We start from the raw sequence: 26,129 nt of genomic DNA on the forward strand, positions 1-26,129 counted from the left end.
CGCTACTTAGCAAGGTTCCCATTGGCTAGTGGAAGGCTGAAACGGAAGGTGGCTCCCGGTTCAGAGTGAGAGATATCCGCTCTGATCGTGCCACCATGAGCTTCGATGATCGAACGGCATATTGAGAGCCCGAGGCCCATGCCTTCTCTTTTGGTCGTGAACATCGCATCGAACACTCGCTCCCCGTCGACCGGCCCGAGACCGGGGCCAGTGTCCGAGACGAAAAGCTCGATTTCGCTGTCCTCCGGGCGATGCGATCCGATAGAGATTGTCCTGGTTGATACCGCTGCCGCTGACATTGCCTCGAGGGCATTCATCACGAGGTTCAGGATTACCTGCTGAAGCTGGACGCGGTCCCCCTGAACGAGTGAAGGTGCAGGCGTCAGGGACGTTTCCACGCTCGCGCCGTGCCTTTTAATCTCACCCCGCAGCAGACCGACCACCTCCATCACCACCTCGTTCAGATCGATTTCGGTGAATTTGTCCGGAGCATTGCCTGCGAGGCTGCGGATGCTCCTGACAACCTCGCCAGCACGATGGCTATTCTGCGACATCCGCTCGGCAGCGGCCTTGGCCTGCTCGAGAAAGCGCAGGCAGGTCTCTGCATTCGAAACGATGGCTGTGAGCGGCTGGTTGACTTCGTGTGCGATAGAGGCGGCGAGTTCTCCTAGTCTGGTCAGGCGACCGACAAGCGCAAGGTCGGCCTGTGCCTGGCGCAAAGCATCGTCCATCTGCTTTCGGTGGCCAATGTCGCGGAAGACGAGCACGGCCCCGGAGATTTCGCCGTGGTCGTCGATAATCGGGGCACCACTGTCATCAATATGGATTTCGGTACCGTCCTTGGCGATGAGCAGCGTGTGGTTGGCGAGCCCGACGATCGTCCCGAGGCGCAGAACTTTGGCCACGGGGTCTTCCACTGTCTGTCGGCTGTCCTCGTTGATGATCCGAAAGATATTGACGACAGGTTGACCAACGGCCTCTGCCATCTTCCATTTGGTCAGCCCCTCCGCCACTGGGTTCATGAACGTGATCAGGCCGGCGGAGTCGGTCGCGATGACGGCGTCGCCAATGCTGGAGAGGGTGGTTGCATAGCGACGTTCGCTCTCATGAAGGCGCTTCTCGGCGGCGTGCTTGTAGAGCGCCATCTCGATGGCCGCTCTCAGCTGGGTTTCTTCGAACGGCTTGAGAAGGTAGCCGAAGGGCTCGGACTCTCCGGCCCTGCGAACTGTTTCATCGTCCGCGTAGGCAGTCAGATAGACGATCGGTACCCGCATCCGTTCGCGGATCGCAGTTGCCGCCTGAATGCCGTCCATATCGCCCTCCAGCCTGATGTCCATAAGGACCAGATCAGGCTTCTGACTAGCAGCCATGGCGATCGCCTGTTCACCGGAGACTGCCGCGCCCGCGACGTCGTAGCCAATATTGCGAAGCTGGAGTTGAATGTCGCGGGATACGACACGATCGTCTTCCACGACGAGGATTGACTTGCGGCTCACTCGTTGTCCTCAGGCCTGTGCTATCTTGAAGGTGATAAGAAATCTCGTTCCGACGCCTGTGTCGACCGTCATACTTCCGCGTAACTGGTCGACAAGGTCCTTTACGAGCTGTAAGCCAAGGGTTTCAGCGCTCTCCCAGCCCTCTCTAAGTCCCACGCCGTCATCCTCGACGACCAATTCATAATGGGTCGGGTGCCGCGCTGACAATGCCACGCTGACTTGACCGCGTGAAACGGCTGGATAGGCATGCTTGAGAGCGTTAGACACCAGCTCGTTTACGATGAGCCCGCATGATACGGCGCTATCGAGATCGAGATCGACTTCATCGACATCGACGTTGAGGGCGACTGATTTTTCCCGGGTGCCGTACGCCCGAGCGAGATGGGCGCACAGCGTTTTGAGGTGGTTCGCCATCGAGATGCGAGCAAAGTTGCCGGCACGATAGAGGTTTTCGTGAACCAGGGCCATCGAGCGAACCCTGTTCCGACTATCTTGAAAGAGTTCGGCCATCTTTGTGTCGTTCACCCGGGAGGCCTGAAGGTTCAACAGACTGCTTATGAGCTGCAGGTTGTTCTTTACTCGGTGATGTACTTCCCTGAGCAGGGATTCCTTCTCGTCGAGCGAAGCGTTTTCAAGCGAGATCGCCGCCTGGGCGGCGATCAGTTTAAGAACGGCAACCCGAGCCGGCGAGAATGCGTTTTCGTTGAGCCGGTTTTCGAGAACGAGGATGCCGACTGATTTTCCTCGAGCCACCAAGGGGACGGCGAGCCCGGTTGAAATGCCGTTCTCGTCCATGTTGCGATCATGCCGAAGCTCGTTGGCGTCGAGAACGACCGGTTCCTGGTGTCGGAATGCATCACGCAGCTTCTTCCCCGGCGCGTCGCTCTCCCTGAGTGGTTCCCGCCGGAACCTCACGTCGGTCTCCTCGCCGTTGGCAACGGCCTCCGCCTCTGTCCAGAAGCTTTGCTGCTTAGGCAACACCAGCAGCGCCCGCTGCGCTCCTGCGTTTTCAAGCGCAACCGTCAGCAGCGTGCGGACCATCTTGGATTGGACGACCTCGCCGGCGACGCTCGCCGACGAGCGGACGACGGATTGAAGGTCCAGCTCTTTCGGAAGAGCTCCGCTCGCGTTGGAGAACGGCAGGGCATAGGTGGTCGGAAGGTGAGGGTATTTGACCTCCAGGTCTCTCAGCTTGCCGCTTGCTCCCCAACGTCGGTAGGCCGCGTAGGCCCTCTCTCGGTGGGCAAGCGCCATCGTCCCCAGACCTATGCTTTGTGCGAAGCTGGCTGCAAACTCATGCGTCAGGGCTTCGATATGGAGAAATTGGCTTTCGTCCGCAGCCGAAATCGCATCTTCATAGTGCCTAAGGGCGTCAAGCGGGCGGGCCTCGAGACGGTCGAGTTCGGCCAACGCGATGGAGGAATGCGCTGCAAAGTTGTCCGGATTGTTCGTGCTCCAGGTCTTTAGTCGCTCTACGTACTCCCGAATTTCCAGCATCCCTGGCTGGTCGGAAGCTGCGACCGTCCGGGTCAGTGCGAGACATTTGTAGAACGTGTATTCAACCCACTCGAGGTGGCCCGCCGTCGTCCATAGCAGCGGCTCGGCCCTTTTTCCGAGACAGACCGCCGCCTCAAAGTCCCCGGCGAAGATCGCCGCCTGCATTTTTCTGATCCAATGCCAGCAAGCGGCGATTTCGAGACCAGGAGTGCTGTCCAGCCGGCTCTCGAAGGCGACTTCGTCGAAATCGCCGTCGTCAAAGGTCTCCAGCGAAAACGTCAACCCCTGAAGGCTCCGGACGAGCATGGCCTGGCTGGTTATGATGTCTGCGATCAGTCCGAAATTGATCTGCTTCGCGAAGTCAAGCGCGGAGCTCGCGCGGCGCTCGATTACCCCAAGCTGATCGCCGGCAAGGAGCATGTTGCTGATCGTCGTACAGCTGCAAAACCCGGCATAGGTCAGGTCGCCCGATTCCTGGGAGATTGTCAGCGCCTGTCGATGGAGCTCCCGGCCCGCTCTTATCGGCTCCGAATAGGGAAGCACATGATATGCAAACGTCATCGAAACCCGGCCGCGGAAGCGGGCGAAGGCCGGGTCCTGCACCATCTGGAGCGCTAGCCTGCCGAACCGGTAGCCCGCTGCATATTCCCCGAACATGGGACCGAGCACCATCCCAAGATACGCATAGCCGAGCGGAGACGCCGGCGAGTTCCCGTTCGCGCGGCTGACATTGGCCATCCGGCAGAGGACGAGGCAGACGAGCTTCTGGTCGGTGAAGAAGGCGGGTGGCAGGACGGCACCGAGAACGTCAAGGATGGGCGCTTCCGTCGACGCGCGCGCTGGCAGCTCCAGTCGGGTCTCGATGGCGTTCGCGCGTATCTCCTCCTCGATCTGTCGGTACTCCTCCTTCACCATGTCCCAGGTGGGATTCGCCGGCCAGTCAACGCCTTCGTGGCGTAGGAAGTCGAGGCAAAGATCAATCGCCAGGCGAAGCTGCCCTAGCGCCGTATATAGAGTTATCTGCGACCAGGTCACGCGGGCGAGCTTCCCGCGGTCTAGCGTTTGCTGTCGGAGTGCACTGAGCCGCCGCTCCGCGCTTGTAGACTGACCCAGAACGAATTCACAGTCGGCCATTCCGATCTCGAAATCGACCGTCAAATCGGTCGCCTCGTCGCCGAGCTGCCGCGCCGTCCGTGCTCCGGCTTCGAAATACGACAGCGCGGATGCAAAGGCGGATGTTTGCTCGGCTTTGCGCCCCGCGGCTAAATTCAACTGGGCGATCCGAAACAGCTCTTCATGCCCGGCGACGAGATCGATCGCCCTGTTAAACTGCTCCGCCACCGTAAAGATGCGGTCGCGGATTTCTTCAGGCGACAAGGAAGAGATCATGCGTCGCGCGATACTGAGGTGCAGAGCTCTGCGTGTTTCACCCGACGGCGCGAGATAAGCCGCCTCTTGGACCCGGTCATGAACGAACACCAAGCCTTCTTCCCGCGCGAATATGAGACCGGCCACGATGGCTTCATCGAGGCATGATTCGTATGTGTCCTGAGGAAGGTCGGTCACCAGGCGAAGCAGATGGCGGCAAACGATATTCCCGAGCAACGCCATGCTGGAGATCACGTCCCGGGTCGTCGGGCTCAGCTTAGCCAACCTCACCGCGATCAAATCCGAAACGTCCTTGGACGAACTCTGCTCTATCTCCTCGCGCTTCCACCTCCACTGTCGCTCTCTCGTGTCGAAAGCCACCCTGCCGTCTTGTACCAAGGCGGCGAGGAGTTGCGTCGTAAAGAGAGGATTTCCTTCGGCCTGTTCAACAATCATTTCGGCGAGAGGATGCACCTCGCCTTGATCCACCCCAAGGCTGTCGGAAACGAGGTGGAGCACTTCAGCCTTGGACAAAGGCGACAGCTCTATCGTCGAAACGGTTGTTTCCGGCTGGTTGATTTCGTCAAGCCACTCACGCAAGGGATGGCCGGACGGAACCTCGTTTTCACGGAAGGCCCCGATGACGAGAGTGTTCCCTATCGACTGGGTTCGGATTGTCCTTTTAAGAAAATCAAGCGTAGCGTGGTCGATCCACTGGAGGTCATCAAGGAACAGCACCAGGGGATGACCAACCCGCGAGAAAGCGCCGGCGAAACGGGAGAGTACGTATTGAAACCGGTGCTGGGCCTCGTTGGGCGGAAGTTTGGGCACGTCGGTTTGCGGGCCGACCAGCGGATCAAGTTCGGGGATGAGCGATGTGATCAGGCGGCCGTTCGGACCAATCGCGGCCTTGACGAGGTCGCCAATCTCATCCTGCCCGAGACGATAGTGAGACGGTAGATGGGAGATCAGGCCCCGAAAAGCCTGCACGATCGTGGAGAGCGGAACGTGATGGTTGATCTGGTCAAACTTCCCTTCAGCGTAGAGGGCAACCTGGGGATCAAGCCGGCGCTGGAAAGCCCTTACGAGGGCCGATTTGCCAATGCCCGACAAACCCGACACGAGAACCAGCTCGGTCTTTCCTGAGAGAGCGACGCGGTCCAAAATCTCCGTCAGCCGGAGAATTTCCGCCTCCCGACCGTAGAGTTGGTCCGGGATCACCAGTGTTCCGCGAGCGTCCTTGGTGCCGAGTTCGAAGAGTTCGATCCTGCCGTGGCTGGTGAACTCCGACCGACAACGTTCGAGGTCGACCCTGAGCCCTTCGACGGTCTGGTATCTCTCCTCCGCCGCCTTCGAAAGAAGCTTGAGAAGGATGGACGCGATGGCGCTCGGTATCTTTGTGGCCCATCTGCCCGGAGGCAGAGGAGGCCTTGCGAGGTGGCTGTGAAGCCACTCCGCCGGCGTATGCGCTGCAAAAGGAAGTCTCCCCGTCAGCAACTGATAGAGCGTGACCCCGAGGGAGTATAGGTCGCTACGGGTGTCGGCCCGGCGGTCGAGCCTACCTGTGAGTTCCGGGGAAATGTAGGGCAGGCGGTCAACGTTCAGGGCATCTCCATCCCGTACCGTTGGAGCGCGGGACGCGGGAAAAGCCCAACCGAACCCGATGAAGTAGACCTTCCCCGGATCGACGACCATGATGTTGGCCGGCCTGATATCTCCATGGACGAGGCCAATCCCGTGGATGCGCGCCACAGCATCGCAAATCGAGACCGAAAGTTGAAGGAACTCCTTGAGGGGGCGTCCGGAATCCCATGCGCTGTCCAGCGAATTCCCACCATGGTCTTCGAGGAGGATCCCTTGGCGACCTCCGACTGCCAAGCCGCGTAGCGCCTTTGCTCCGCCGGCACTCGCGACCAGACCGGTCAGACGGAGTTCGTTTTCAACTTTCATCTGCTGAGCGGACGCAAGATCACCTCGCGTTTCCGAAAGCACAGCGAGGTTGGATCGACCGCCGGCAAGCGTAAGGCGGACCAGACTGGAAACACTGTCGGTCCTCAGCACCTTCAAGTCATAGCCAGGCTCTAGGTCGAAACTCTTCATATACAGGACCTTGATGCGTCCGCGACGACCGGAACGCCGCCGTCGACATAGATATTAAGTCCTTCCGCGCTTGGCAACGCGGCTGATCTCGATCAGCCATCTCGGCCGTCGGGCGGACTAGCACGGGCGGAAAGGGCAGCTCCCATGAGCTCCGCGTGGGCGGCATCGACGAGCGCTCGGACTTCGCCCGGCATCCTGCGGCAATATCGCGCCGCCTCACGCAACGTGAAGCCGGCCACTTCCACCAAGGTGTAGGCGAGACGGCGATCAAAGGGGACGTGGGTCAAGAAACGGAGCACTTGAGCGGCATCATCGTCGCCGCTCGCCACCGAATGGCTCCTAATACATGGCGCGCAGATCGTTTCAGATACTGCCTTTGCCTGGTCAAGCAAGTACAAGAGGAAGTTCTGAGGGGTTTCCAGCGGTACCAGGCTCGGCATCGCGAGGGCGGCCGTGAGAAGCGCGTCCGCTTCCTCAAGCCCGCCCAGCAATAACGCGATGACAGCCCTGGCCGTTCGAAGGACTTCGGCCAATTGCGCCGCGCGGCCGTCACAGGCCGGCATGGGAGCCCTCGCCAGATTGGTCCGCCCCCGAGGGGGCGAGTCTCCAGCATGATCGGATTTCATGATTGCGGGCCAACATAGTACCCGAGCCTTTTCTCAATGTCGCTCGGTTGCTGAAGACCGAGCTTGACGAATTTCGAAAGCCGATCCTGCGCGAAGGGTTGACCGACCGACGTGACGAAAGCGTCCCACGCGGGCTGCATCTCGGAGTCGGCCGGTAAGCTGACGTCGTCTACAAACCGCTTCGTCGCGGCGATAGCCTCGCGGTTGAAGGATGCGATGCGCTGGGCAAGCTCGTCGACGAACCCGTCAAGCTGGTCATCGGGAAGGGCGCGATTCACGTAGCCGTAGAGTTCCGCCAGGTCGCCGGAGATATCGTCCGCCCCAAGGAGCACCTCCAGAGCGCGACCGCGCCCCATTAGGCGCGGCATTCTGGCCATCGGTCCGCCACCCGGTACAAACCCGGCTCCGACCTCCCAATGAGAGAGAATAGCCTTCTCCCGGCTGGCAAAGCGGATGTCACAGGCCAGCGCTATCTCGCTTCCGGAACCGGTCGCCCTGCCGCGGATCGACGCGATCGACACGACAGGCAGGCGACTAAGCCTAACGAAGGAATCCGGCACTGGATGCATGCCCGTCGGCCCCGGTGCCATGTTGATGGATTCCGATGGGTCGCGAAGGACATCATAATGCGCCATGAAATAGTCCGGGTTGGTGCTGCCGATGACAACGACCTTCAGTTCGGGGTCGTTTTCCATTTCGGTAACAAGGCCCGCGAACTCCTGGACCATCTGCGGCCCCATAATGTTCAGCGGAGGATTATCGAGGTTGACCCGCCAATAATATGGGGAGCGCCGGATGATCTCGAGTTGGGAGCGTTGCGCGTCCGCCCCCGGTGTTTTGGTTGCATCCATGTGACGGACCTTTCAGCGATGTGACCGTGGTGGTCGGAACCGGTCCAGAATAGAAATCTCCGCGCAGCGCTCTTGAACCGTCATCCATTTCCTAGAAGGCGGGCATTGGAACGGACCTCGGATTGTTCCGACTGACGCAATAGTGACTTTCGCCGGAGGTCAATTCCGTCGGCGGGCGAAATTCTCTAACCCTTGTACATCGGACCGAGGCTTCCGAAACGTCAACGACAGGAGACAACAATGACGACTGCCCGCACCACTTTCCCTGCGATCCATCACAGAACTATCGATATCGACGGCCTGGAAATCTTCTATCGCGAGGCAGGCCGCGCCGACGCGCCGACCGTGCTCTTGCTTCATGGTTTCCCGACGTCTTCGCACATGTTCCGCAATCTCATCCCGGCGCTCGCCGACCGCTACCACGTTGTCGCTCCGGACTATCCGGGTTTCGGTCTCAGCTCCATGCCGGCCAGGGAAGAGTTCGCCTACACCTTTGAGCGCTATGCCGAAATCGTCGACGCGCTGGTCACAAAGCTCGGTATCGATTCCTACACCATCTACGTCATGGACTATGGCGCTCCGACGGGCTTCCGCCTCGCGCTTCGGCATCCCGAGCGGATCACGGGCATGATCGTCCAGAACGGCAACGCCTACGAGGACGGCCTTTCGCCGTTCTGGGATCAGCTCAAGGCCTACTGGGCGACCAATTCGCAGGAAGGCCGCGACGCTCTGCGTCCGTTGATGTCGCTGGACGTAACGAAGTTCCAGTACCTCGACGGCGTTCGTGATGCTACCCGTATCGACCCTGCCAACTGGCTCTACGACCAGCAATTCCTCGACCGCCCCGGCAATATCGAGATTCAGCTCGATCTCTTCTACGACTACCGCAACAACGTCGCCCTCTATCCGCAGTTCCAGCAGTTCTTCCGCGACCGGCAACCGCCGACCCTGATCGTCTGGGGCAAGAACGACACCATTTTTCCCGCTCCGGGAGCCGAAGCGTTCAAGCGCGACCTGCCAAATGCCGAATTCTACCTGATCGATAGCGGGCATTTCGCGCTTGAGGATCGGGCCGACGAGATCATCCCGCTGATTCAGGACTTCCTTGGCCGGACCCTGTCGCTTGAGGGGTGAGGGGACCCGTTTCTGGGTTTCCCGTCATCGACCAGACTGTGCTGACGTAATAGGGAGGGCGGGGGCATTTTTCCCGCCCCCCCGGTGAGGTGCGTGCCGTTGCGAGATCAAAACCTTTCGTTCAGAGGATCGCCCCTCAAAAAGACATTGCGGGGCGTCTGCAGCAATGATGGCTGGGGCGTGCAGGTTGGAAACCTATAAGTCGAAGAGGCTCAGTTGCCGCCCTTCGATTTCGGCAATGATGCGCGCCTTCGTTTTAGAACTCCGGAATAACTGATACTGCGCAGCGCTCTTCACATTCGCACACGCATTGGAGACAAGTGTCAAAGCTTCAAGAACAAGCCTTCGCGCATCGTCGCCTGTAGGCAGGCGACGGTCCTTTTGCGTGAGTATCAAACGTGCGGCGTACAGCACAAACCAATGGCCATAAACGAGGTACTGGTGCTCGCCTGTGGGCTCGATAGCATCTCGCTGTTTGGAGAGGTGCGCCTCGCGCATTTCCTCGATAAGCCGATAAACTTCCACGAGGCGGCAGAGGTCCTCGATGACGTAGGACTCGTGGAAAATCGCATTGAAACGTTCGCCGAAAATTGTGTCAGAATCCGCTTTGGCACGGTCCGGCTCTCCGAGGTGAAAGGAAAGCAGGATCTGCCCGAGTTTCAATGCATCGATTCTCTTCCTTGGATCGCGATCGACATGCATATTGCGCTTGCGCTCGAAGAAATAGCCTTGGTCATGGAATGCGATCTCGAGCTTCTTCAGAATAGGATGGTTGGCCATCAAATCGCGCGCCTGAATGCGAGCTTGGCTATTCGTCGCGACGGCGACCCGTTCAGTAATATCGCTGCGGGCTGTGGCATAGACCCTGACCATCAACACCACGTTCTCGAATGCCTCGGGTGACCGCTTGTACGCCTCCAGCAGGGAATGAGAGGTTTGCGCTCCGTTGACGATCTGAAAGTCTTCGATCCTGATCACCGGGTTAGCGTGACTTTTGTTGTACGCGTATTCCTTGCAGGTGATCGTGATCCCGTTATTTAAATACCAAAAGAGATGGCTGTCGTCCGACACCGCCGTCTGTATGATGTTGCTGTTGTATCCACCGTTTGCGCCTAGAAAGATTCGCAAGTTCTCGTCAAAGAGGTGTCGCTTAATCGATCTCTTGTCGGGCGTCTGGATCATCTCAACAAACGACCGCGCGTCTACAGAAGCTATTACGCCTCGGATGTCGCCATCGGTTCTTTCAAACGCCTCTCGGCCTATGACTTGGAGCTTTCCTGTTTCGCGTTCTCGACCGGTCGCCCCGATGTCACGCATCATCTCCGCCGGACCGTAGACCTCGTAGTCCACATTGAACATCGACCTGAGCGTACTCTCCAAGATGGTCTTGGCAGACGGTGACAAACCCTTCCCGTTACTGCATAGGATGACCCGGTAACGGCATATCACTCCGTTACGGTGAAGCTGCCATATCCGCAATACGGCCTCGGTCAATTGCAGGTTGCCCGTCTTGGATAGTCGCTCCTCCTTGTCGAAGAGCGCGTGCAAGAAAGAACCGATTTTCAAGACCTCGTTGTCGTTGATCGTTCGATCCGTCGAATTCAGCGACGTCCGATGCTTCGACTGGAATATCAGAACTTCCGCCCTGTCTTCGCGCTCCAGAATTTCGATGGCGTCAACGCCAAGATCGTTGCCGCCGTCGACGATCATTTCCGGATAGTCAGACGAGCGGTCGGGAAAATACTGCTCCAACACGAGATACAGGAAGGCAAGCGATAGACCTGATAGCTGATATCGATCCTTCGCTGCCGAAACGCGGGCGTCTATAATATCCCATTCAAGTGCTGAAACGGCGGGCATCCAAGTTCAACCTCGATTGAAGCAAACTTAGGTCTACCCGTTATACTCGTGCGGTGCACCGGGCAGGTTGATGTTATTCACTGCGATTTTGGTGACATCGGAGTCCCCAGGCACGCCCATCTGTTCGCCCATCTCTTCTACGGCGTGTAACTCTCGAAATGGGTCTCATCAATCTTGCAAATCCTAGATAGCTCAGCAAACTCATTTCGCAGTCGGGGCACGGCAAAATCCACGAACGCTCTGACCTTTGGCACGGAGAGCCGACCTTCAGGCGCGACGATATGTACGGGTAGAGGAGGTGGCTCGTCGGCCGCGAGGACAATTCTCAGCTCACCTCTCTTCACGTATTCCGCAATTTGGTAGGAAAACACCCGAGTCACGCCATTTCCCTCGAGCGCCGATGCGACCACGCCAGCTACGCCGTTTATCGTCAATCTTGGCTTGATGTGAACCAGCCGTTGGCTTCCACCACCCTCACGAGGGGGGAAGCTCCAGCTCTCCTGACCGAACTGAGCCAACGCGATACAGCTGTGGTCGGAAAGATCGGACGGACTTTCTATCGCGCTGGTATTGTCCAGATAGGACGGCGCGGCGCACAAAACTCGGCGTACCTCGCCCACACGAATTCCGATCATGGTCGAGTCGGTGAGGTGCGCGATGCGAAGCCCCACGTCTATACCCTCGTCGATCAGGCTCACGGTGCGGTCCAGCAGCAGCAGTTTTGCGCTGACCTCAGGGTGTTCGCGAAGGTACGCGTCAAGGATCGGGCGTAAGATCGAAACGCCGCTCACGAGGGGCGCGGTGACGGTCAGCGTTCCTCTGGGCGCTTTTGTTTCCCCGGCGGCCAGAAGGTCCGCTTCTTCAAGATCGGTCAGCACTCGGCGGCATGCGGACGCGTATCGCTCGCCTGCCTCACTTAGCCGAATGGTTCTTGTGGTTCGGTGGAGCAGCTGAACGCCGACGTGAGCTTCGAGAAAGCTGATGGCTCTTGTCACCGCAGCCGGAGAGCGGTTCAGCTTTCTGCCGGCTGCTGCGAGGCTTCCTTCGTCCAGTGCGCAGACGAAAACCTTCATCGCATCTATGCGGTCCATATTCTTCCTCTTCGCGGAATAGTGAGTTGCTGCCGGCGCGCATTCCGACGCCGCGAGGAAGCTACTAGATATTTTGCAGGCAAGGCAACGCCGCCGTGCCGGTAAAACTTCAACAACGATCGCCGCGGACTGGGAGGCGGGCAGGAACTCGCCCATGCGCTCCCGTGTGCCCGCGCGTAAGAAAGAGTGGAAAAATGAGCCAGGAAACAAAAGTAGCTGTCGTCACCGGAGCGTCCCAGGGGATCGGTGCCGCGATCGTCAGCGCCTACCGGGCCCGCGGGTATGCTGTCGTCGCCAACTCCCGCAACATCGCTGAGTCCGGCGACCGCGGCATCGTGGCGGTGGGTGGTGATATCGGTGAACGGGCCGTCGCCGAAAAAGTACTAGCGACTGCGGTAGAACGCTTCGGCCGCATCGACACGTTGGTCAACAACGCCGGCATATTTATCGCGAAGGACTTCACCGAATACACCGAGGAAGACTTCCGCAACGTCTTGAGCGTCAACGTCGCCGGCTTCTTCTATGTGAGCCAGCTTGCTGCGAAGCAGATGCTAAAGCGCGGTGAAGGGCACATCGTCCAGATCACCACGTCCCTCGTCAACCAGCCGATGGCCGGCGTTCCATCCGTCCTCGCCTCGCTGTCGAAGGGGGGCCTGGACGCCGCCACCCGCTCGCTGGCCATCGAGTACGCGCCCAAGGGTATCCGCGTGAACGCCGTGTCGCCTGGTATCATCAAGACCCCGATGCATCCCCAGGAGAACCACGCGTTTCTCGCCGATCTGCACCCCGTGCGCCGTATGGGCGAAGTCAGCGAGATCGCCGAGGCCGTCTTGTATCTGGAGGACGCCAAGTTCGTCACCGGCGAGACGCTGCATGTCGACGGTGGGCAGCACGCCGGACGCTGGTGAGTTCCCAACAACCATCTTTTGGGAGGCTGATATGCCGTACGTAAATATCCAGGTCACGCGGGAGGGTACCTCGTCCGGAGAGTCGAAGACCACCGCTGACCAGAAAGCCAGGTTAATCAAGGGCGTCAGCGACCTTCTGTTGGAAGTGCTCGGGAAGCCTCAGTCTTCGACCTTTGTTGTTATCGAGGAAGTGGAAATGGAAAACTGGGGCGTCGGTGGCCTGCCGGTCGCCGATTACCGGAAGCAACTGGCGGCGGAAAAGGCAAAATGAGATCATGGAGCCACTACGTATTCTAATGGTGGCTACGTCGCATGAAGAACTTGGAGCCACAGGCCGTAAAACCGGTCTGTGGCTCGAAGGCTTCGCAGCGCCGTACTATGTCTTCATGGAAGCGGGCGCGATCGTGACGATGGCATCGGTAGAAGGCGGAATGCCTCCGATCGACCCTGCCAGCCTCGGCGAGGAGACCGGCCCCGCAACCCACCGCTTCCGCACCGATCCGGCGGCGCAGACCATTTTGAACCACACCATGGAGATTTCTCACGCCCGGGCGGAGGAATTCCACGGTGTTTTCTATGCTGGCGGTCATGGCCCGATGTGGGACCTCGCCACCGACAGGTCTTCTTCGTATCTCCTGAGCGCCTTCGCGGAACAGGGAAAGTGCATTGGTGCGGTTTGCCACGCTCCGGCCGCGCTGCTTCAAGTTAGCGTCAACGGCATATCTTTCCTAGAAGGGCGGACGGTGACTGCGTTCTCCAATGAGGAGGAGGAAGCCTTGGGGCTGGTGGATGAAATGCCCTTTCTGCTGGAGGATGTGCTCAAAGCTTCCGGCGCGGTATACCGGAAAGGCCGAGCTTTCGAGCCTTTCGTCGCTGTCGACCGCAGGCTCGTAACTGGGCAAAATCCGGCCTCGTCCAAACCCGCTGCCTTGGCATTCCTCGACGATATACGAAAAAGAGCCGTGTTTGACTGATGGTCGGCATAGAAGGTGGGCAAAGCCTCGCTCGGGGTGACGAGGGGGCGCATACGGAACTATGTAGCAAATGCCACCCGCCGTGGTCCTGCGCGGCGACCCGCTTTGCGCCCCAAGTCGGTCATAGATGCCGTGGTCGGGTCGGCCTTGAAGCGGACATTGTTTTGGCCGGGGTTACGTCCCTTAGCGCCATAAGCGGTCGTTCAACATAGTTAGCGATCGTGGAGACGCGACTCAGATTTCTGCGTGAGATGGTTTTGCATGAGGCTGGTGGACTGCTGCCAATAATCCACGAATGCGCGGAGCTTCGGCAGCATCTGTTTACGGCTAGGAAAGAAGATGAAAAAGCCAGGACTAGTGGGCATGAAGGTTTCAAGGCACGTTTCAAGCAGTTCCTGCCGTATCAGCGGTTCGACAACAACACCGATGTTATAGGCCAGGCCTGTCCCCGCCTGCGCAGCAGCAAGAGAAGTTCCAGGCCCGTTAACGGTTAAAGGCCCCTTCACATCCATCGAGAAGGCTCTGGTGTCGCTCTCCTCAGAGGGCTCCACAAAATCCCACCGGTAGACCGCGCCTCCGGCGAGGCGAATATTGATACAGGCATGATGCTCAAGCTCTTCCGGCCGCAGAGGCTTCCCGCGATCTGCAAAGTAAGCAGGTGACCCCACAACCACCCTCGGAGAAGCTTGGGTGAGCCGTACGGCCACCATATCCTGTGCGATCATTTCCCCGACCCTGATGCCTGCATCATAGCCTTCTCCGGCGACATCGACAAAACGGTCCTCAAAGACCAGTTCGAGTTCGATGTCCGGGTATGCGTCAGTAAATCCCTTGAGCATGGGCTCGATAAGCGTCTGCGCCACATAGGGTACGCTCAGCCGCAGCAGTCCTCTTGGGTTATCACTGAGGCGCTGAGCCGCCTCATATGCAGCTTCAACGTAGGCGATGCCCGCTGTAGCCTGCTCCAAAAAAAGTTGTCCCGCTTGGGTAAGGCCGACAGATCGTGTTGTGCGGGTGAAAAGCGGCGCGCCCACACGCGCTTCCAGTTGCTTGACCGTCCAACTGATTGCAGCAGGCGTCACGCCGAGTTCAAGCGCAGCAGCGGTAAAACTGCGTCGTTCCGCGACACGGGTAAAGACGACTATTCCATCCAGTAGGTCCGCTCGCATTATCAAGTCTACCTTAAAAACCCTTTCATATTTTTCCAGATTATCAAACTGGATTCCACCAAATATTATTTGAGCGAATAATGAGGACGCGCCGCCAATGCCCATTACATCGATTACCCGCCGGAACCTCGGTCTTGCTGTTGGTGCGACTGCCGTCCTCCTCAGCGCAGGGGAAAACACCATGGCACTGACACTTACCGAACGAACCCAACCAGTGCCTGAAAAAGTCAGCTTCGAGAGCGGGGACGGGTTCGTCGTAGCCAATCTTTATCTTCCAGAGGGACATGATCCATCGCGCCGCTATCCAGCCGTGGCGGTCGGCGGTTCGCTAACCTCGGTGAAGGAGCAGATGGGCGGAAATTATGCCGGCGAGCTTGCCCGGCGCGGCATCATTGCGCTCGCAATTGACTATCGCAATTACGGCGAGAGTAGCGGTGCGATGCGGCAGTTCGAGGACCAAGCTTCAAAGGCAGAGGACTTGTCGGCCGCCTTGCGGTACCTGAAGAAACGTAGCGAAGTCGCCGGGACCGGTATCCTCGGAATTTGCACGTCCGGCGGCACGGCTCTTTACACGGCTGCGAAGGACCCCAATGTGGGCGCGTTAGCCACTGTCGCAGGTTTTTTCTCCGACCCGGAACTGGTGTCGAAGATGTTCGGCGGCAAAGAGGGTATCGACAGCCGGATCGCGGCAAGTCGAGAGGCGCGTAAGCGCTATGACGACGAAGGGGTAATCCAAACGGTCTTCGCCTATATGCCGAACGACAAAACTGCGGTGAGCTCCGGCCCCAACGAATACTATATGGATCATTCACGCGGCGGGAGCGTTCGCGCCTGGCGCAACGAGTTTGCAGTTATGGCGTGGGAGCCCTGGCTCGCGTTTGATCCTTTGGCCCAGGCTCCGCATGTTACGGCACCAGCTCTCGTAGTTCACTCAGATGGCGCAGCGTTCCCTGATCAGGCTCGCAAAATGTATGGCCTTTTGGCGGGTCCGAAAGAATCACATTGGACAGAGGGAAAACACTACGACTTTTACGACCAAGCCGAGACAGTGCGCCAGGCTGCTGACCGGGTTGCGTCGCACTTCCACAGCAAGCTCGGTTGACGGTCAGCCAAGCACGACAAGCAAGTCCGATGACGGCTTTGGGCCATTCAGCCCTTGGCGGCAAGAACTTCGATGTCCGCTTTTCCTGTTGGGTGTCTTGGCAGCGGACGCTCGGCCGTCGGCCCCGAAACGGTCAACGGTTAGACAGACCGCCGCTTTCGCTCAATCATTGCGTCGACGCGGCTTTCCAGTTCTGCGGTGGAAATCGTCGGACCTTTCAAACGACGCTGGAGCAGGTCGCGAAGCGCTTCCGTTACGACCGCCTCAGCTTCAATCTTTTGGCAGAGAAGTTCTAGGCCCTGCTGAAGAACGGAACTCATGCTGGAATACTGGCCGCTCTTCACCAGCGAACGGGCAAAAGCATCCTGCTGGTCGGTTAGCGAGATCGACGATTTGACACTCATCAGTTGATCTCCAGCGAACCGAGTCTGCTTTTCGTAGCGCCAAATATCATAAATGGGCCCGGTAATCATGTATTTTTCTACGACCGGTCCTGGCGCACAGTTGCCATAGCTTTCATGGCCGCTGGTCTTTGAAATTGAACCGGCATTTGCGTCAAGGTGTGATCGGAGCACCGCTTACAGACATTCATACCCGCGTATAAATGAGTCCAGGACGCGGGAGAGCTAAAGTCCGGAGCATGGTCACTTCCCCGGAGGGTTTCATGCTCGGGCAATCGCTTGCATCTACGTTCGGAATGCGCGCTTGGGGACGGTACACAAGAGAGCGCGTCGTTCACAGCACCATCACGGAGCAAGGGCATTCCGTTGCAGCCATCCACCAGGCAGTGAGGGACGACATAAAGGGTCCGACGCGACACCTAGAACAGGGTGAGGATGCCTATCTCATAACGAGCCATCTGGTCTCCAACCCTGCATATCAACTTTGGGACGGTTGCCGTCTCGTGAAGCAGGAGCCGGTCAGAGAGGCCAGCATCGCCGTACTTGATCTCCGCGACTGTGAACGCGAATATCTCCCGACAGCACCTGAGGGGGTTCATTTCTACCTGTCACGTCCCCGTCTCCGCGAATTACTGGAGGTAGAAGGTGATAGCGGCGAATTCGACCTCGACGTATCGACAGGCAGGGACGATGAGGAGCTCCATGGACTGGCGTTGCTGTTCCTTCCAATGCTGAACGGGCAGGTGCCCGCGGAGGCGATCTACCTCGGCCATCTTGCAATGGCAGTCTCCTGGCATGTGCTTACGAGATACGCCGGCAAACAGACGGTCACCCGCGTGAATGCCGAACGACTCAGTCCGACGCGCACGAGAAAAGCCAAGGAACTGCTTTCGATGATACCCGCGAACGGCGTTACCATTGAAGCCATTGCGGCGGAGTGCGGCCTCCCGCCCGCCCGGTTTGCAAAAGCGTTCGAGCGGACATGCGGCATGTCTCCGATGAAGTGGGCTCGATCACAACGTATCGAACTCTCCAAACATCGTCTCTTCGCCACAAAGCTCTCTCTCACCGAAGTGGCGTTCGAATGCGGTTTCGCAGATCAAAGTCATTTCACCCGATCGTTCTCGGCAGCGACAGGCTTAACGCCCGCTGCATGGCGTCAGGCAAGACGAGGGCTTTAATTTGGCCCACAGCCCAGCTTGTCCCGCCCGTCAAAACTCCGCCGTGTCGGGATTCGGGCCAAGACGACCCGCTGGATCGTCCAGTGATCGCATGCTGCGCATATCTTCCTGGCTCAGCTCGAAATCAAAGACGTCGAAGTTTTCGGCAATGTGCTTGCCGTTCACCGATCGGGTCAGCGGGATCAGGCCCTCTTGAAGGTGCCATCTAAGCACCACCTGCGCAGGCGTCTTGCCGTGCTCCCGAGCTATCGCCTGGATAGTGGGATTGAGGATCGAAGGCCTTCCATTCTTCCACATTCCCAACGGTGACCAGGACTGCGTGGCGATCTGGAACCTTTGGTGAAAACTCCGCAATTCTCGTTGTTGGAAGCGGGGATGCAACTCCACTTGATTGACGGCAGGAATGATTCCTGTTTCCGAGATCAACCTCGAGAGTTGCGGCACCGAGAAGTTGCTGACTCCGATTGAACGAACGCGCCCTTCCTGCTGCAGCCTGATGAGCGCTTGCCATGTCTCAACGTAAAGGCCGCGGACCCTCGATGGCCAGTGAAGGAGATAGAGGTCGAGCTGCTCGACGCCAAGGCGTCGCATGCTGGCATCGAACGCGGCCAAGGTAGTCGAGTAGCCGTGGTTCGTGTTCCACACCTTGGTCGTCAGGAAGTACTCCTCCCGCCTGAGCCCGGACCGCCTGAGGGCGTTCCCGACCTTTTCCTCATTGAAATAAGCCTCGGCGGTATCGAATGACCGATATCCGGAGGAGATCGCGGCCGCTACGGCGCGTTCGGTCGCGTCGGGCTCGATCTGCCAAACACCGAAACCGAGCGCCGGGATCGATCTGCCATCCCGCAACGTGTGCACAGGTACTTCCTGCATGGTTCTTTCCTTTTGTCACTGCGACCCTCGGTGTTCCTGGGTGAAGAGAGCCACCGCACTTCACCGACACGCTCTCGGCTAAGTCATGCAAAACATCGCGGCGAGGGCACATAGGAACAGTCCCAGTGACGCCCCGATGTGGTGCGCGGGTCGTTTTCTCAATTCGACTTGGCGTCTCAGGTGCTGATCGTATTCGAGGGTGGATGGCTGTCGGCAATCAAGTTTCATCATAGGCTCCATGTTGCCTACGATTTGGCTGTGGTCCGGCGCTGGCACAAGCAGCGTTGCCTTGAGCACATTGTTCATCTTGTGTGAACAGTCGCTCGCGGAAAACAGGCGCTTCGGAAGGAGCGGTGGGTCACACGTCGCTACGACCGCTTTCGAACAGGAACCAAATCCGCCCCTCCGTCTCGTCGAGCCAGTTTTCCAGAAGGCTCGCCGTCGCGAGGTCGCCGTGTTCGTCGCACAAGGTGTGGAGTTGCTTCATACGCTGTGCCAACTCGCCATTGTCCTCGCGGAGTTCGGCAAGCATGTCATCGGGCGTGACGAAATGGGCGTCATTGTCCGTCACGCGCTGGAGGCGACTGATTTCACCGATGGAGTGAACGGTGATGCCGCCGAGTTTGCGGACGCGCTCTGCGATGACGTCGGTCATGCCGATAAGCTGCCCAGCCTGGTCATCGAGCATCAGGTGGAGATCGCGGAAGTTCGGGCCGAACAAACGCCAGTGGAAGTTCTTCGTCTTGAGGTAGATTGCGAAAACGTCCGCCAGAAGAGCGTTGAGTGCGGCGGACAGGTCGATCGTCGCATTCGAGAGCAGATGGGTGGGGGTGCGAAGCGGCGACGTGCGGCGGGTTTCCAGGTCGAGGCGATCCATTTTGTTTGTCTTTCCAATTGTGGTTAGTAGCTACGTTGCAAATTCGCGCGGTCGCGAGGGACTTTCTTGGAGAAAGCAGCGAAACGTTGAACGCTATTTGGTCGCCGCCTCCGCGGCGACGTCGGTCAGCAGATGGCGCATCAGAGCGGCGGCACGGCGAGCTTCGACACCCAGGCCGTGTCGTTCGGCTATGACGACAGGATCGATGTACGTGATCCGAACCTCGCCGCGGCTGGTCTGATAGACGAGCATTTTCAGGGGCAGATCGAGTGCGGTGGTTTGGTCATCCTGCAAGAGGCGAGTGCCTATCGCTGGGTTCCCGAACATGATCATGGTGGTCGGCCGCAGTTCCATATCGGCACTCCAGGCATCCGCCGCGAAGTCGATCATGGCGAAAACCTTGAGTTGACGCCTTACGATCGCCTGACGGAGCCGTGCCAGGGTTTGCTCGAACGAAAGGTGGCTAATCGTCGAGTTTGCAGGCCTGGCCGGCAGCATTGGCATCCTCCGTCTTGTCAGAGCCTGCAGGTATGGCGACGGCGCGCATTTCCACGTCTGCCATGCTTAGCGCCAGGTCACTCGGATGGAGAATGCCTTTAGCCAGCAGAACGTCTGAGACACCAGATATGCAACGCTCGTAGGGGCCAAGCTTTCCAAACCTCGCCGTGGCGACGCGCTCGGTTAGCTCTTCGGTCGTCACGATCCGATACCGGTCGAGGAGACCTATTAAAGCTCGGCATCGCGTTTCCCAGGGCGTCAGTGGGAGAATCGTGTTGCTCCTACCATCAGCGACCGCTTCCGGTGCAGCTATCAGCGCAATCTCAGCCTTGGCTGCGACTGGGACGCTGACGACTTTGTTCGCCAGTAAATCGCGAACGGCTGTCTCCATCACCTCGTAGAAACATGGAAAGTGGATAGCTGACGCTGATGCGGTCGAACGATGCATTGGAAGTCCTTACGCGCCGACGGGGCAATGTGGAGACAAGGCAGCCCAAGTAGCTCGGAACTCCCCGAGCATCCCGTCGCGTGTCCCACACTACGTTCCGTTCCAAACTCGCTATTGAACGGCCGTCGCTCTCTTTGAACGGGCTGTCCTGCTACGTCCGCCAAGCCATTTCCGTGGCAGTCAACGGATGACTGCTGTGTGCAATCCCCCGCGGCTTGAACGGCGTAGATGAAGCGGGCGGCGGAATCCCTCCCGGACAAGCCGCGGCTACCGGCGGGAAAATCGACTATCCCAGTAATCACGGGTGCAGCCCACGTCTTCCGGGAGACCTTACGCCAACGACCCACGGATCGAGGAAGGACCTACTGATGCTCGACAAACTTGAGACAATCGCCGGAATCCGCATTCCGGACAGCCAAATGGCGCGCGACGCGACAGCTCTCGTGCGCGATACGGAGACTGACCTGCTTTATCATCACTCACGGCGCGTGTTCCTCTTCGGAGCGTTGACCGGCGAACGACGAGGACTGAAGTACGATCCGGAACTGCTCTATATCGGCGCGATGTTCCACGACATGGGACTGATCGACTCCCATGCCAGCGAAACCGAGCGTTTCGAGGTGGACGGCGCGAACGCCGCGAAGAACTTCCTGCATTCCTACGACATTTCCGAGCGTGACATCGACGATGTGTGGGACTCCATTGCGTTGCATACCACCCCCGGCATCCCTCAACACAAACGGCCCGTCGTCGCCTTGGTTACGGCAGGCGTCGAAATGGACGTCCTTGGCATCGCCTACGACGATTTTACCGACGAGCAGCGGCAAGAGGTGTGCGCCTGCCATCCGCGCGGGCTGAAGTTCAAACACGGCATTCTCTCCGCGTTCTGCTACGGAACGATCCGCAAGCCGCATACCACGGCCGGAAACGTGAAGGCTGACGTCCTCGAAGCGATGGACCCGACGTTCAAGCGTTGGAATTTCGTCGATACGATCCTCAATTCCAAATGGGAAAGCTGATCGGTCCCCGCTGGAAATAGGGCAAATCAGCATGTTTTATGGCGTCGCTCGGTGATCTGGGCGGCGTTTTTTGTGTTTCGTGCGGGGCGGAAGCGGCGCACAGTCAGTGGCAGAATGCCAAAATGCAGAACGGGGCCTTTCGACCCCGCTCGTCTGACTGCCGATAGTTCATCGCAATCCGATCACTCAGTTTCTGTTCTGGCTAGCCGACGCGCTGATGCCCGTCTTCTCCCAATAGTCAAGAACCGGAAGCCCGCCGACGCCCCAATCTTCGAATTCGACCTCGTCAATGACGACCCAGGTGGCGGCCGGGGCTTTGTCGATGACATCGCGCAGGACGTTGGTCATGCCTTCGATGATTTTTGCCTTCTGTTCAGGCGTCGCGCTGCCCTTGGTGAACTTGACATTGATATACGGCATCTGTGTTCGTCTCCTCACCAGTGCCCGGCGTGCTGGCCGCCGTCGACGTGAAGGGTCTCGCCGGTCACGAACGAGGCATCCTCGAGGTAAAGGACTGCCTGAACGATTTCCTCGATTTCGCCCATCCGACCGACCGGATGCAGCCCAGCCAACATCTCGTGGGTCTCCGGCGCGTGGAGCGGTGTCTTGATAATGCCGGGGGAGACGGCGTTCACGCGAATGCCGGAGGATGCATATTCGATCGCGAGACCGCGGGTCGCGGAATCGATGCCGCCTTTCGTCACGGAGGCTAGAACCGCCGGCACCCCGTTGATCGGCTGGTCGACGATCGTCGTGGTGATGCTGACCACGTGCCCCTTGGCGTTCAGCTTCTTGAGCTGGGCGATGAATGCTTGTGTGATGAAAAAGAAGCCCGCGACGTTGACCGCAATCTTCCTTGTGAAGTCTTCGGCGGTGTAGTCGGTGAACGGCTTGGCGATGAAAATGCCGGCGTTGTTGACCAACGTGTCCACCCGGCCGAACCGTTCGATGGCAGTTTCGACAAGACGGGCCGCTGTCTGCGGATCGGCAACGTCGCCGGCGACGGCGGCTACGCCGCTGTCCGCGCCGTAGACATCCTGCGATATGTTTCTCGAGTTTGCGACGACATTCCATCCCCGCTTGCGATATCCGGCGACGATGCCGGCTCCGATCCCCTGGGACGCGCCGGTGACGATGGCGACTTTAGTTTCGATGCTCATGTTTTCTCCATTGTGAAAGGCGCGACCACGCTCGGTGGCCGCGTTTCAGAGCTGAATTGGGCTTGATCAGTAGACGCGGCTCAGGAAATCGCGCATCAGCGGGACGATTTCATCGGCCTTGTCTTCGAACGCGAAATGGCCGCTGTCGAGCAGATGAAGTTCGGCACCCGGATTGTCGCGCAAGAAGGCTTTCGCGCCTTCGGCGGGGAAGATGCTGTCGTTCGCGCCCCAGACCAGAAGCGTGGGCGGGCGATGCTCCCGGAAGAACTTCTGAAACGCCGGGTAAAGCTCGACGTTCTTCCGGTAATCGTAGAAGAGACCGAGTTGGATTTCGACGTTGCCCGGCCGATCGAGAAAATGCTGGTCGACGATCCAGTTGGACGGGTCGATTCGGCTGATGTCCTTGACGCCGTCGACGTACTGGAACTTGGTGATCTCCAGCGTCATGAACGGGCGAAGGGCGTCCCGGTTTTCCTTCGAGTTGTCCTTCCAGAGAGCCTTGATCGGGTCCCAGAACTTCTGGAGGCCGTCCTCGTACGCGTTTCCGTTTTGGGACACGATGCCCGCCACGCGGTCAGGATGCATCAACGCGAGGCGGAAGCCAGTCGGCGCGCCGTAGTCCATGACGTAGAGAACATAACGATTTACTTGCAGTTGCTCGAGCAAGCCGTTGACAACGTTGGCGAAGCCGGCGAACCCGTAGTCAAATTCCTCGCGTGGCGGCATCGCCGAAAGGCCAAAACCCGGAAGATCCGGAGCGATCACATGGTACTCGTCCGCGAGAGCGGGGATCAAGTTGCGGTACATGTGGGACGAGCTTGGAAAACCGTGCAGCAGGACGACTGCGGGGGCGTCCGCCGGGCCGGCCTCGCGGTAAAAAATCTCAAGACCGTCCACGGTAGCGGTCCGGTGGTGAGTAACAGGGATGGCCTTAGAAGCGTTCATCAGCATTTGACACTCCGCTGGGTTGGGGAGCCGACCGAGGTTTCTCGGCCGACCTCGAGGGAATCAATTGAGGAGGGCGAGAACCTGGCGCGCGGCCTCGGCAGAAGACGCGGGATTCTGGCCGGTCACGAGATGGCCGTCCGTGATCGCGAGAACCTGCCAGTCGTCGACCTTCTCGTACTTCCCGCCGAGCCGCTTCAGTTCGTCCTCGACGAGGAACGGAACCACGTTGGTGAGGTGAACGGCCTCTTCCTCGGTGTTGGTGAAGCCCGAGACACGCTTGCCGCTGACGAGTGGCTTGCCGCCGATTTCGACGCGGTGCAGGACGGCGGGTGCATGACATACCGCGCCGACCGGCTTGCCCTCGTTGTAGAATTCGCCGATCAGCTTGATGGACGTCTCATCTTCGGCGAGGTCCCACATCGGCCCGTGACCGCCGGGGTAGAAGATCGCGTCGAAGTCGCCGGAATTGACTTCGGACAGAGGCTTGGTGTTGGCGAGTACACCCTGGGTGGCCGGATCGGCCTTGAAGCGCTCCGTCAGCTCGGTCTGCCCTTCCGGCGTGTCGCTCTTGGGATCGATCGGCGGCTGGCCGCCCTTCGGCGACGCCAGGGTGATCTCCGCGCCGGCGTCGAGGAAGGTGTAATACGGAGCCGCGAACTCCTCGAGCCAGAACCCGGTCTTCTTGCCGGTGTCGCCGAGCGTGTCGTGCGACGTGAGAACCATCAGAATCTTCATAGCTTTGTCCTTTGACTGGTTGTTGCTTGGAAGGCGCAACGAAGCGCACGGCGTCAGGCGGCCGTGACTTCGAGGACGACGTCCGTGTTCAAAACCTTTGAAACCGGGCATCCGGCCTTTGCCTCGTTGGCGATCGCCGTCAGCCCAGCGATATCGAGACCGGTGACTTGCCCTTTCAGCTTGAGGCGGCTGGAAGTGATGGCGAACCCGTCCCCCGCGCTCTCGAGCGCGACGCGAGCTTCGGTCTCGAGCTTCACCACGGTGTGGTTGGCCTTTGCCAGCATCATCGCGAGGGCCATCGTGAAGCAGCTCGCGTGGGCCGCTGCTATCAGTTCCTCGGGATTGGTGCCCTGAACACCTTCGAAACGGCTTCCGAAGCCGTATGGGTATCCCTCGAGCGCACCGCTGTCGGTCGATACGGCTCCCACGCCGTCTTTCATACCGCCTGTCCAGGTTACGGACGCGGACCGAACTATACGCACTGTCGTCTCCTTCATTTTCAGCGTCGCTGGATTTGGACGCGTGCAGATGGTGCGACAGCCTCAGCGGACGTTATTGAACGGACCACCGATCTCTTGAACCGCCGAACACGCCTGGAAACCGACCGTTCAACGGAATTCCGGTTCGTCCAATACATCCTCCGCGAGCAGTCGGATCGTCGCGACTGAGCCGACGTCCGGCCCTAGAGATGTTTAGGAGTTCACGATGAAAACCGTGGCAGCTGTCGCCCGCACTGAAAAGGCACCGTTCTCACTGGAGGAAGTCACCCTCCCGGAACCGGAGGGGGCTGATGTCCTTGTACGAATTGCGGGGGTGGGCATCTGCCATACAGACCTGGCCAGCCGGGATGGTACCCTTGGCGCACCGTTCCCGTCGATTTTCGGTCATGAGGGAGCGGGCGTTGTCGAGAAGGTGGGACCGCTGGTTACCAAGCTGAGGCCAGGTGATCACGTAGTTCTCGCTCCTGCATCGGACGGCACCTGCCGTCATTGCCAGACAGGCAATCCGATGTACTGCGAGCACTTCACCGAACTCAATTTCCAGACGGAGCCGCGCGCAGAGGGCGCGTCGCTGTCAGACGGTAAAACCGCGGCCCTGCGGTATTTTGGCCAGTCTTCCTTCGGGCATCACGCGCTTGCGTCCGAGCGCAACGCGGTCAAGGTCCCGACCGACATTCCGCTGCATCTTCTCGGTCCCCTCGGATGCGGCATCCAGACCGGGGCAGGGACGGTCATGAACGGTCTACGGCCAGAGGCCGGCCAGAGCATAGTTATTCTTGGCACCGGCGCGGTGGGTCTCGCCGCGATTATCGGCGCTGCGGTATGCGGATGCGGAGATATCATCGCCGTCGACCGCGTCGATAGCCGCCTGGAGATGGCGCGGGAGCTGGGCGCGACGCACACGATCAACACATCCAACGTAACGGACCTCGGGACCGCCATCATGGAAATCGTGCCTCACGGCGTCGATTTCATCGTCGATTGTGCCGGCGTTGCCGGACTGCTTGGAGCCGCAATCCTCGGGCTCGGCAAACTTGGCACTGTCGCGCTGGTCGCAGTTCCGCCGACGTCCGATCGCAAGCTCGAAGTCGCGTGGTTCCCGACGCTCCTTCAGGGGCAATCGGTACGCGGCTTCGTGGAAGGCAACTCCGTCCCCGACATCTTCATTCCGCGCATGATCGAACTTTATGTCCAGGGACGCTTCCCGTTCGACAAGATCATCAAGACCTATCCATTTGACCAGATCAACAGGGCGGTCGAGGATCAGCTGACGGGTGCGACGATCAAGGCGGTCCTCAAGGCAGGTGACTAGC

The 26,129-nt window shown here is 59.0% G+C and carries 25 protein-coding genes; 8 read left to right on the forward strand and 17 right to left on the reverse strand.

The features are described from left to right. Positions 1-2 precede the first annotated feature (2 nt). The 4 genes from FKV68_RS08895 to FKV68_RS08910 form a co-directional block, all read right to left on the reverse strand. Positions 3-1,496: an ATP-binding response regulator gene (locus tag FKV68_RS08895; protein WP_180941129.1), complete on the reverse strand. Its 1,494-nt coding sequence runs from the start codon at positions 1,494-1,496 to the stop codon at positions 3-5. A 9-nt stretch (positions 1,497-1,505) separates the two neighbouring features. Beyond that, complete coding sequence (locus FKV68_RS08900) at positions 1,506-6,461, reverse strand: AAA family ATPase (protein ID WP_180941130.1); 4,956 nt, start codon at positions 6,459-6,461, stop codon at positions 1,506-1,508. A gap of 92 nt (positions 6,462-6,553) precedes the next feature. After that, positions 6,554-7,024, reverse strand: a complete 471-nt coding sequence (locus tag FKV68_RS08905; RefSeq protein ID WP_180941131.1) for a hypothetical protein — start codon at positions 7,022-7,024, stop codon at positions 6,554-6,556. 59 nt (positions 7,025-7,083) lie between these two features. Further along, complete coding sequence (locus FKV68_RS08910) at positions 7,084-7,938, reverse strand: enoyl-CoA hydratase/isomerase family protein (protein ID WP_180941132.1); 855 nt, start codon at positions 7,936-7,938, stop codon at positions 7,084-7,086. Positions 7,939-8,178: 240 nt separating this feature from the next. Here FKV68_RS08910 and FKV68_RS08915 point away from each other — a divergent pair, with 240 nt between their 5' ends. After that, positions 8,179-9,072: an alpha/beta fold hydrolase gene (locus FKV68_RS08915; protein WP_180941133.1), complete on the forward strand. Its 894-nt coding sequence runs from the start codon at positions 8,179-8,181 to the stop codon at positions 9,070-9,072. 195 nt (positions 9,073-9,267) lie between these two features. Here FKV68_RS08915 and FKV68_RS08920 read toward each other — a convergent pair whose 3' ends face one another. Both FKV68_RS08920 and FKV68_RS08925 read right to left on the reverse strand, forming a co-directional pair. Then, entirely contained in the window at positions 9,268-10,932 is a 1,665-nt protein-coding gene (locus tag FKV68_RS08920; RefSeq protein WP_180941134.1) for an AIPR family protein, read from the reverse strand. A gap of 137 nt (positions 10,933-11,069) precedes the next feature. Continuing rightward, complete coding sequence (locus tag FKV68_RS08925) at positions 11,070-12,023, reverse strand: LysR family transcriptional regulator (RefSeq protein WP_180941447.1); 954 nt, start codon at positions 12,021-12,023, stop codon at positions 11,070-11,072. A gap of 194 nt (positions 12,024-12,217) precedes the next feature. Between FKV68_RS08925 and FKV68_RS08930 the strand changes: the two genes are divergently transcribed. The 3 genes from FKV68_RS08930 to FKV68_RS08940 are packed head-to-tail and all read left to right on the forward strand — an operon-like array spanning position 12,218 to position 13,905. Continuing rightward, positions 12,218-12,931 (forward strand): SDR family NAD(P)-dependent oxidoreductase, encoded by a 714-nt coding sequence (locus tag FKV68_RS08930; RefSeq protein WP_180941135.1) that lies wholly within the window; start codon positions 12,218-12,220, stop codon positions 12,929-12,931. A 31-nt stretch (positions 12,932-12,962) separates the two neighbouring features. Then, positions 12,963-13,202: a tautomerase family protein gene (locus FKV68_RS08935; RefSeq protein ID WP_180941448.1), complete on the forward strand. Its 240-nt coding sequence runs from the start codon at positions 12,963-12,965 to the stop codon at positions 13,200-13,202. Positions 13,203-13,206: 4 nt separating this feature from the next. Beyond that, the gene (locus FKV68_RS08940; RefSeq protein WP_180941136.1) at positions 13,207-13,905 is read left to right on the forward strand and encodes a type 1 glutamine amidotransferase domain-containing protein; all 699 of its coding nucleotides are present in this window, start codon (positions 13,207-13,209) and stop codon (positions 13,903-13,905) included. 212 nt (positions 13,906-14,117) lie between these two features. Here FKV68_RS08940 and FKV68_RS08945 read toward each other — a convergent pair whose 3' ends face one another. Then, a complete protein-coding gene (locus FKV68_RS08945; protein ID WP_245181162.1) occupies positions 14,118-15,179 on the reverse strand; it encodes a LysR substrate-binding domain-containing protein in 1,062 nt (353 codons plus the stop codon). 76 nt (positions 15,180-15,255) lie between these two features. Here FKV68_RS08945 and FKV68_RS08950 point away from each other — a divergent pair, with 76 nt between their 5' ends. Continuing rightward, positions 15,256-16,176, forward strand: a complete 921-nt coding sequence (locus tag FKV68_RS08950) for an alpha/beta hydrolase (RefSeq protein WP_245181164.1) — start codon at positions 15,256-15,258, stop codon at positions 16,174-16,176. Between the two features lie 140 nt (positions 16,177-16,316). Here FKV68_RS08950 and FKV68_RS08955 read toward each other — a convergent pair whose 3' ends face one another. Continuing rightward, positions 16,317-16,580, reverse strand: a complete 264-nt coding sequence (locus tag FKV68_RS08955; protein WP_180941450.1) for a ribbon-helix-helix domain-containing protein — start codon at positions 16,578-16,580, stop codon at positions 16,317-16,319. A gap of 260 nt (positions 16,581-16,840) precedes the next feature. Between FKV68_RS08955 and FKV68_RS08960 the strand changes: the two genes are divergently transcribed. Beyond that, positions 16,841-17,758 carry a helix-turn-helix domain-containing protein gene (locus FKV68_RS08960; RefSeq protein ID WP_180941138.1) on the forward strand — a complete coding sequence of 306 codons (918 nt, stop codon included), beginning with the start codon at positions 16,841-16,843 and terminating at the stop codon, positions 17,756-17,758. 30 nt (positions 17,759-17,788) lie between these two features. Here the strand turns inward: FKV68_RS08960 and FKV68_RS08965 are convergent, their stop codons facing one another. The 4 genes from FKV68_RS08965 to FKV68_RS08980 all read right to left on the reverse strand — a co-directional run bounded on the left by FKV68_RS08965 (position 17,789) and on the right by FKV68_RS08980 (position 20,397). Beyond that, positions 17,789-18,631, reverse strand: coding sequence for an aldo/keto reductase (locus tag FKV68_RS08965; RefSeq protein WP_180941139.1), 843 nt, complete (start codon positions 18,629-18,631; stop codon positions 17,789-17,791). Positions 18,632-18,989: 358 nt separating this feature from the next. Beyond that, positions 18,990-19,508 (reverse strand): Dps family protein, encoded by a 519-nt coding sequence (locus FKV68_RS08970; protein ID WP_180941140.1) that lies wholly within the window; start codon positions 19,506-19,508, stop codon positions 18,990-18,992. A gap of 93 nt (positions 19,509-19,601) precedes the next feature. Next, on the reverse strand, positions 19,602-20,006 hold the full coding sequence (locus FKV68_RS08975; RefSeq protein WP_180941141.1) for a DUF302 domain-containing protein: 405 nt from the start codon (positions 20,004-20,006) through the stop codon (positions 19,602-19,604). Continuing rightward, entirely contained in the window at positions 19,972-20,397 is a 426-nt protein-coding gene (locus FKV68_RS08980) for a hypothetical protein (protein WP_180941142.1), read from the reverse strand. Before FKV68_RS08980 ends, FKV68_RS08975 begins: the two co-directional genes overlap by 35 nt. 425 nt (positions 20,398-20,822) lie before the next feature. Here FKV68_RS08980 and FKV68_RS08985 point away from each other — a divergent pair, with 425 nt between their 5' ends. Continuing rightward, a complete protein-coding gene (locus FKV68_RS08985; protein ID WP_180941143.1) occupies positions 20,823-21,473 on the forward strand; it encodes an HD domain-containing protein in 651 nt (216 codons plus the stop codon). Positions 21,474-21,659: 186 nt separating this feature from the next. Here FKV68_RS08985 and FKV68_RS08990 read toward each other — a convergent pair whose 3' ends face one another. The 5 genes from FKV68_RS08990 to FKV68_RS09010 all read right to left on the reverse strand — a co-directional run bounded on the left by FKV68_RS08990 (position 21,660) and on the right by FKV68_RS09010 (position 24,798). Beyond that, a complete protein-coding gene (locus tag FKV68_RS08990) occupies positions 21,660-21,893 on the reverse strand; it encodes a tautomerase family protein (protein ID WP_180941144.1) in 234 nt (77 codons plus the stop codon). 14 nt (positions 21,894-21,907) lie between these two features. Next, a complete protein-coding gene (locus tag FKV68_RS08995) occupies positions 21,908-22,633 on the reverse strand; it encodes an SDR family NAD(P)-dependent oxidoreductase (protein WP_180941145.1) in 726 nt (241 codons plus the stop codon). A gap of 66 nt (positions 22,634-22,699) precedes the next feature. Continuing rightward, complete coding sequence (locus FKV68_RS09000) at positions 22,700-23,578, reverse strand: alpha/beta fold hydrolase (protein ID WP_180941146.1); 879 nt, start codon at positions 23,576-23,578, stop codon at positions 22,700-22,702. A gap of 63 nt (positions 23,579-23,641) precedes the next feature. Then, positions 23,642-24,316: a type 1 glutamine amidotransferase domain-containing protein gene (locus FKV68_RS09005; protein ID WP_180941147.1), complete on the reverse strand. Its 675-nt coding sequence runs from the start codon at positions 24,314-24,316 to the stop codon at positions 23,642-23,644. Positions 24,317-24,369: 53 nt separating this feature from the next. Further along, positions 24,370-24,798 carry an OsmC family protein gene (locus FKV68_RS09010; RefSeq protein ID WP_269808446.1) on the reverse strand — a complete coding sequence of 143 codons (429 nt, stop codon included), beginning with the start codon at positions 24,796-24,798 and terminating at the stop codon, positions 24,370-24,372. A gap of 223 nt (positions 24,799-25,021) precedes the next feature. On the opposite strand from FKV68_RS09010, the gene FKV68_RS09015 reads away from it, so the two are divergent. Continuing rightward, positions 25,022-26,128: an NAD(P)-dependent alcohol dehydrogenase gene (locus FKV68_RS09015; protein ID WP_180941149.1), complete on the forward strand. Its 1,107-nt coding sequence runs from the start codon at positions 25,022-25,024 to the stop codon at positions 26,126-26,128. Position 26,129: the final 1 nt, after the last annotated feature.

The sequence above is a fragment of the Sinorhizobium mexicanum genome (genome assembly GCF_013488225.1).
GTDB lineage: Bacteria > Pseudomonadota > Alphaproteobacteria > Rhizobiales > Rhizobiaceae > Sinorhizobium > Sinorhizobium mexicanum.

Excerpts from the sequence above, each read along its gene's own strand:
- FKV68_RS08930 (WP_180941135.1), top strand. The coding sequence starts at position 12,218 with ATGAGCCAGGAAACAAAAGTAGCTGTCGTCACCGGAGCGTCCCAGGGG.
- FKV68_RS08960 (WP_180941138.1), top strand. The coding sequence starts at position 16,841 with ATGCTCGGGCAATCGCTTGCATCTACGTTCGGAATGCGCGCTTGGGGA.
- FKV68_RS08990 (WP_180941144.1), bottom strand. The coding sequence starts at position 21,893 with ATGCCGTATATCAATGTCAAGTTCACCAAGGGCAGCGCGACGCCTGAA.
- FKV68_RS08935 (WP_180941448.1), top strand. The coding sequence starts at position 12,963 with ATGCCGTACGTAAATATCCAGGTCACGCGGGAGGGTACCTCGTCCGGA.
- FKV68_RS08985 (WP_180941143.1), top strand. The coding sequence starts at position 20,823 with ATGCTCGACAAACTTGAGACAATCGCCGGAATCCGCATTCCGGACAGC.
- FKV68_RS09015 (WP_180941149.1), top strand. The coding sequence starts at position 25,022 with ATGAAAACCGTGGCAGCTGTCGCCCGCACTGAAAAGGCACCGTTCTCA.
- FKV68_RS09000 (WP_180941146.1), bottom strand. The coding sequence starts at position 23,578 with ATGAACGCTTCTAAGGCCATCCCTGTTACTCACCACCGGACCGCTACC.
- FKV68_RS08945 (WP_245181162.1), bottom strand. The coding sequence starts at position 15,179 with ATGGGCATTGGCGGCGCGTCCTCATTATTCGCTCAAATAATATTTGGT.
- FKV68_RS08950 (WP_245181164.1), top strand. The coding sequence starts at position 15,256 with ATGGCACTGACACTTACCGAACGAACCCAACCAGTGCCTGAAAAAGTC.
- FKV68_RS08975 (WP_180941141.1), bottom strand. The coding sequence starts at position 20,006 with ATGCTGCCGGCCAGGCCTGCAAACTCGACGATTAGCCACCTTTCGTTC.
- FKV68_RS08920 (WP_180941134.1), bottom strand. The coding sequence starts at position 10,932 with ATGCCCGCCGTTTCAGCACTTGAATGGGATATTATAGACGCCCGCGTT.
- FKV68_RS08965 (WP_180941139.1), bottom strand. The coding sequence starts at position 18,631 with ATGCAGGAAGTACCTGTGCACACGTTGCGGGATGGCAGATCGATCCCG.
- FKV68_RS08915 (WP_180941133.1), top strand. The coding sequence starts at position 8,179 with ATGACGACTGCCCGCACCACTTTCCCTGCGATCCATCACAGAACTATC.
- FKV68_RS08940 (WP_180941136.1), top strand. The coding sequence starts at position 13,207 with ATGGAGCCACTACGTATTCTAATGGTGGCTACGTCGCATGAAGAACTT.
- FKV68_RS08970 (WP_180941140.1), bottom strand. The coding sequence starts at position 19,508 with ATGGATCGCCTCGACCTGGAAACCCGCCGCACGTCGCCGCTTCGCACC.
- FKV68_RS08980 (WP_180941142.1), bottom strand. The coding sequence starts at position 20,397 with ATGGAGACAGCCGTTCGCGATTTACTGGCGAACAAAGTCGTCAGCGTC.
- FKV68_RS08910 (WP_180941132.1), bottom strand. The coding sequence starts at position 7,938 with ATGGATGCAACCAAAACACCGGGGGCGGACGCGCAACGCTCCCAACTC.
- FKV68_RS08995 (WP_180941145.1), bottom strand. The coding sequence starts at position 22,633 with ATGAGCATCGAAACTAAAGTCGCCATCGTCACCGGCGCGTCCCAGGGG.
- FKV68_RS08955 (WP_180941450.1), bottom strand. The coding sequence starts at position 16,580 with ATGAGTGTCAAATCGTCGATCTCGCTAACCGACCAGCAGGATGCTTTT.
- FKV68_RS08905 (WP_180941131.1), bottom strand. The coding sequence starts at position 7,024 with ATGCCGGCCTGTGACGGCCGCGCGGCGCAATTGGCCGAAGTCCTTCGA.
- FKV68_RS09005 (WP_180941147.1), bottom strand. The coding sequence starts at position 24,316 with ATGAAGATTCTGATGGTTCTCACGTCGCACGACACGCTCGGCGACACC.
- FKV68_RS08900 (WP_180941130.1), bottom strand. The coding sequence starts at position 6,461 with ATGAAGAGTTTCGACCTAGAGCCTGGCTATGACTTGAAGGTGCTGAGG.
- FKV68_RS08925 (WP_180941447.1), bottom strand. The coding sequence starts at position 12,023 with ATGGACCGCATAGATGCGATGAAGGTTTTCGTCTGCGCACTGGACGAA.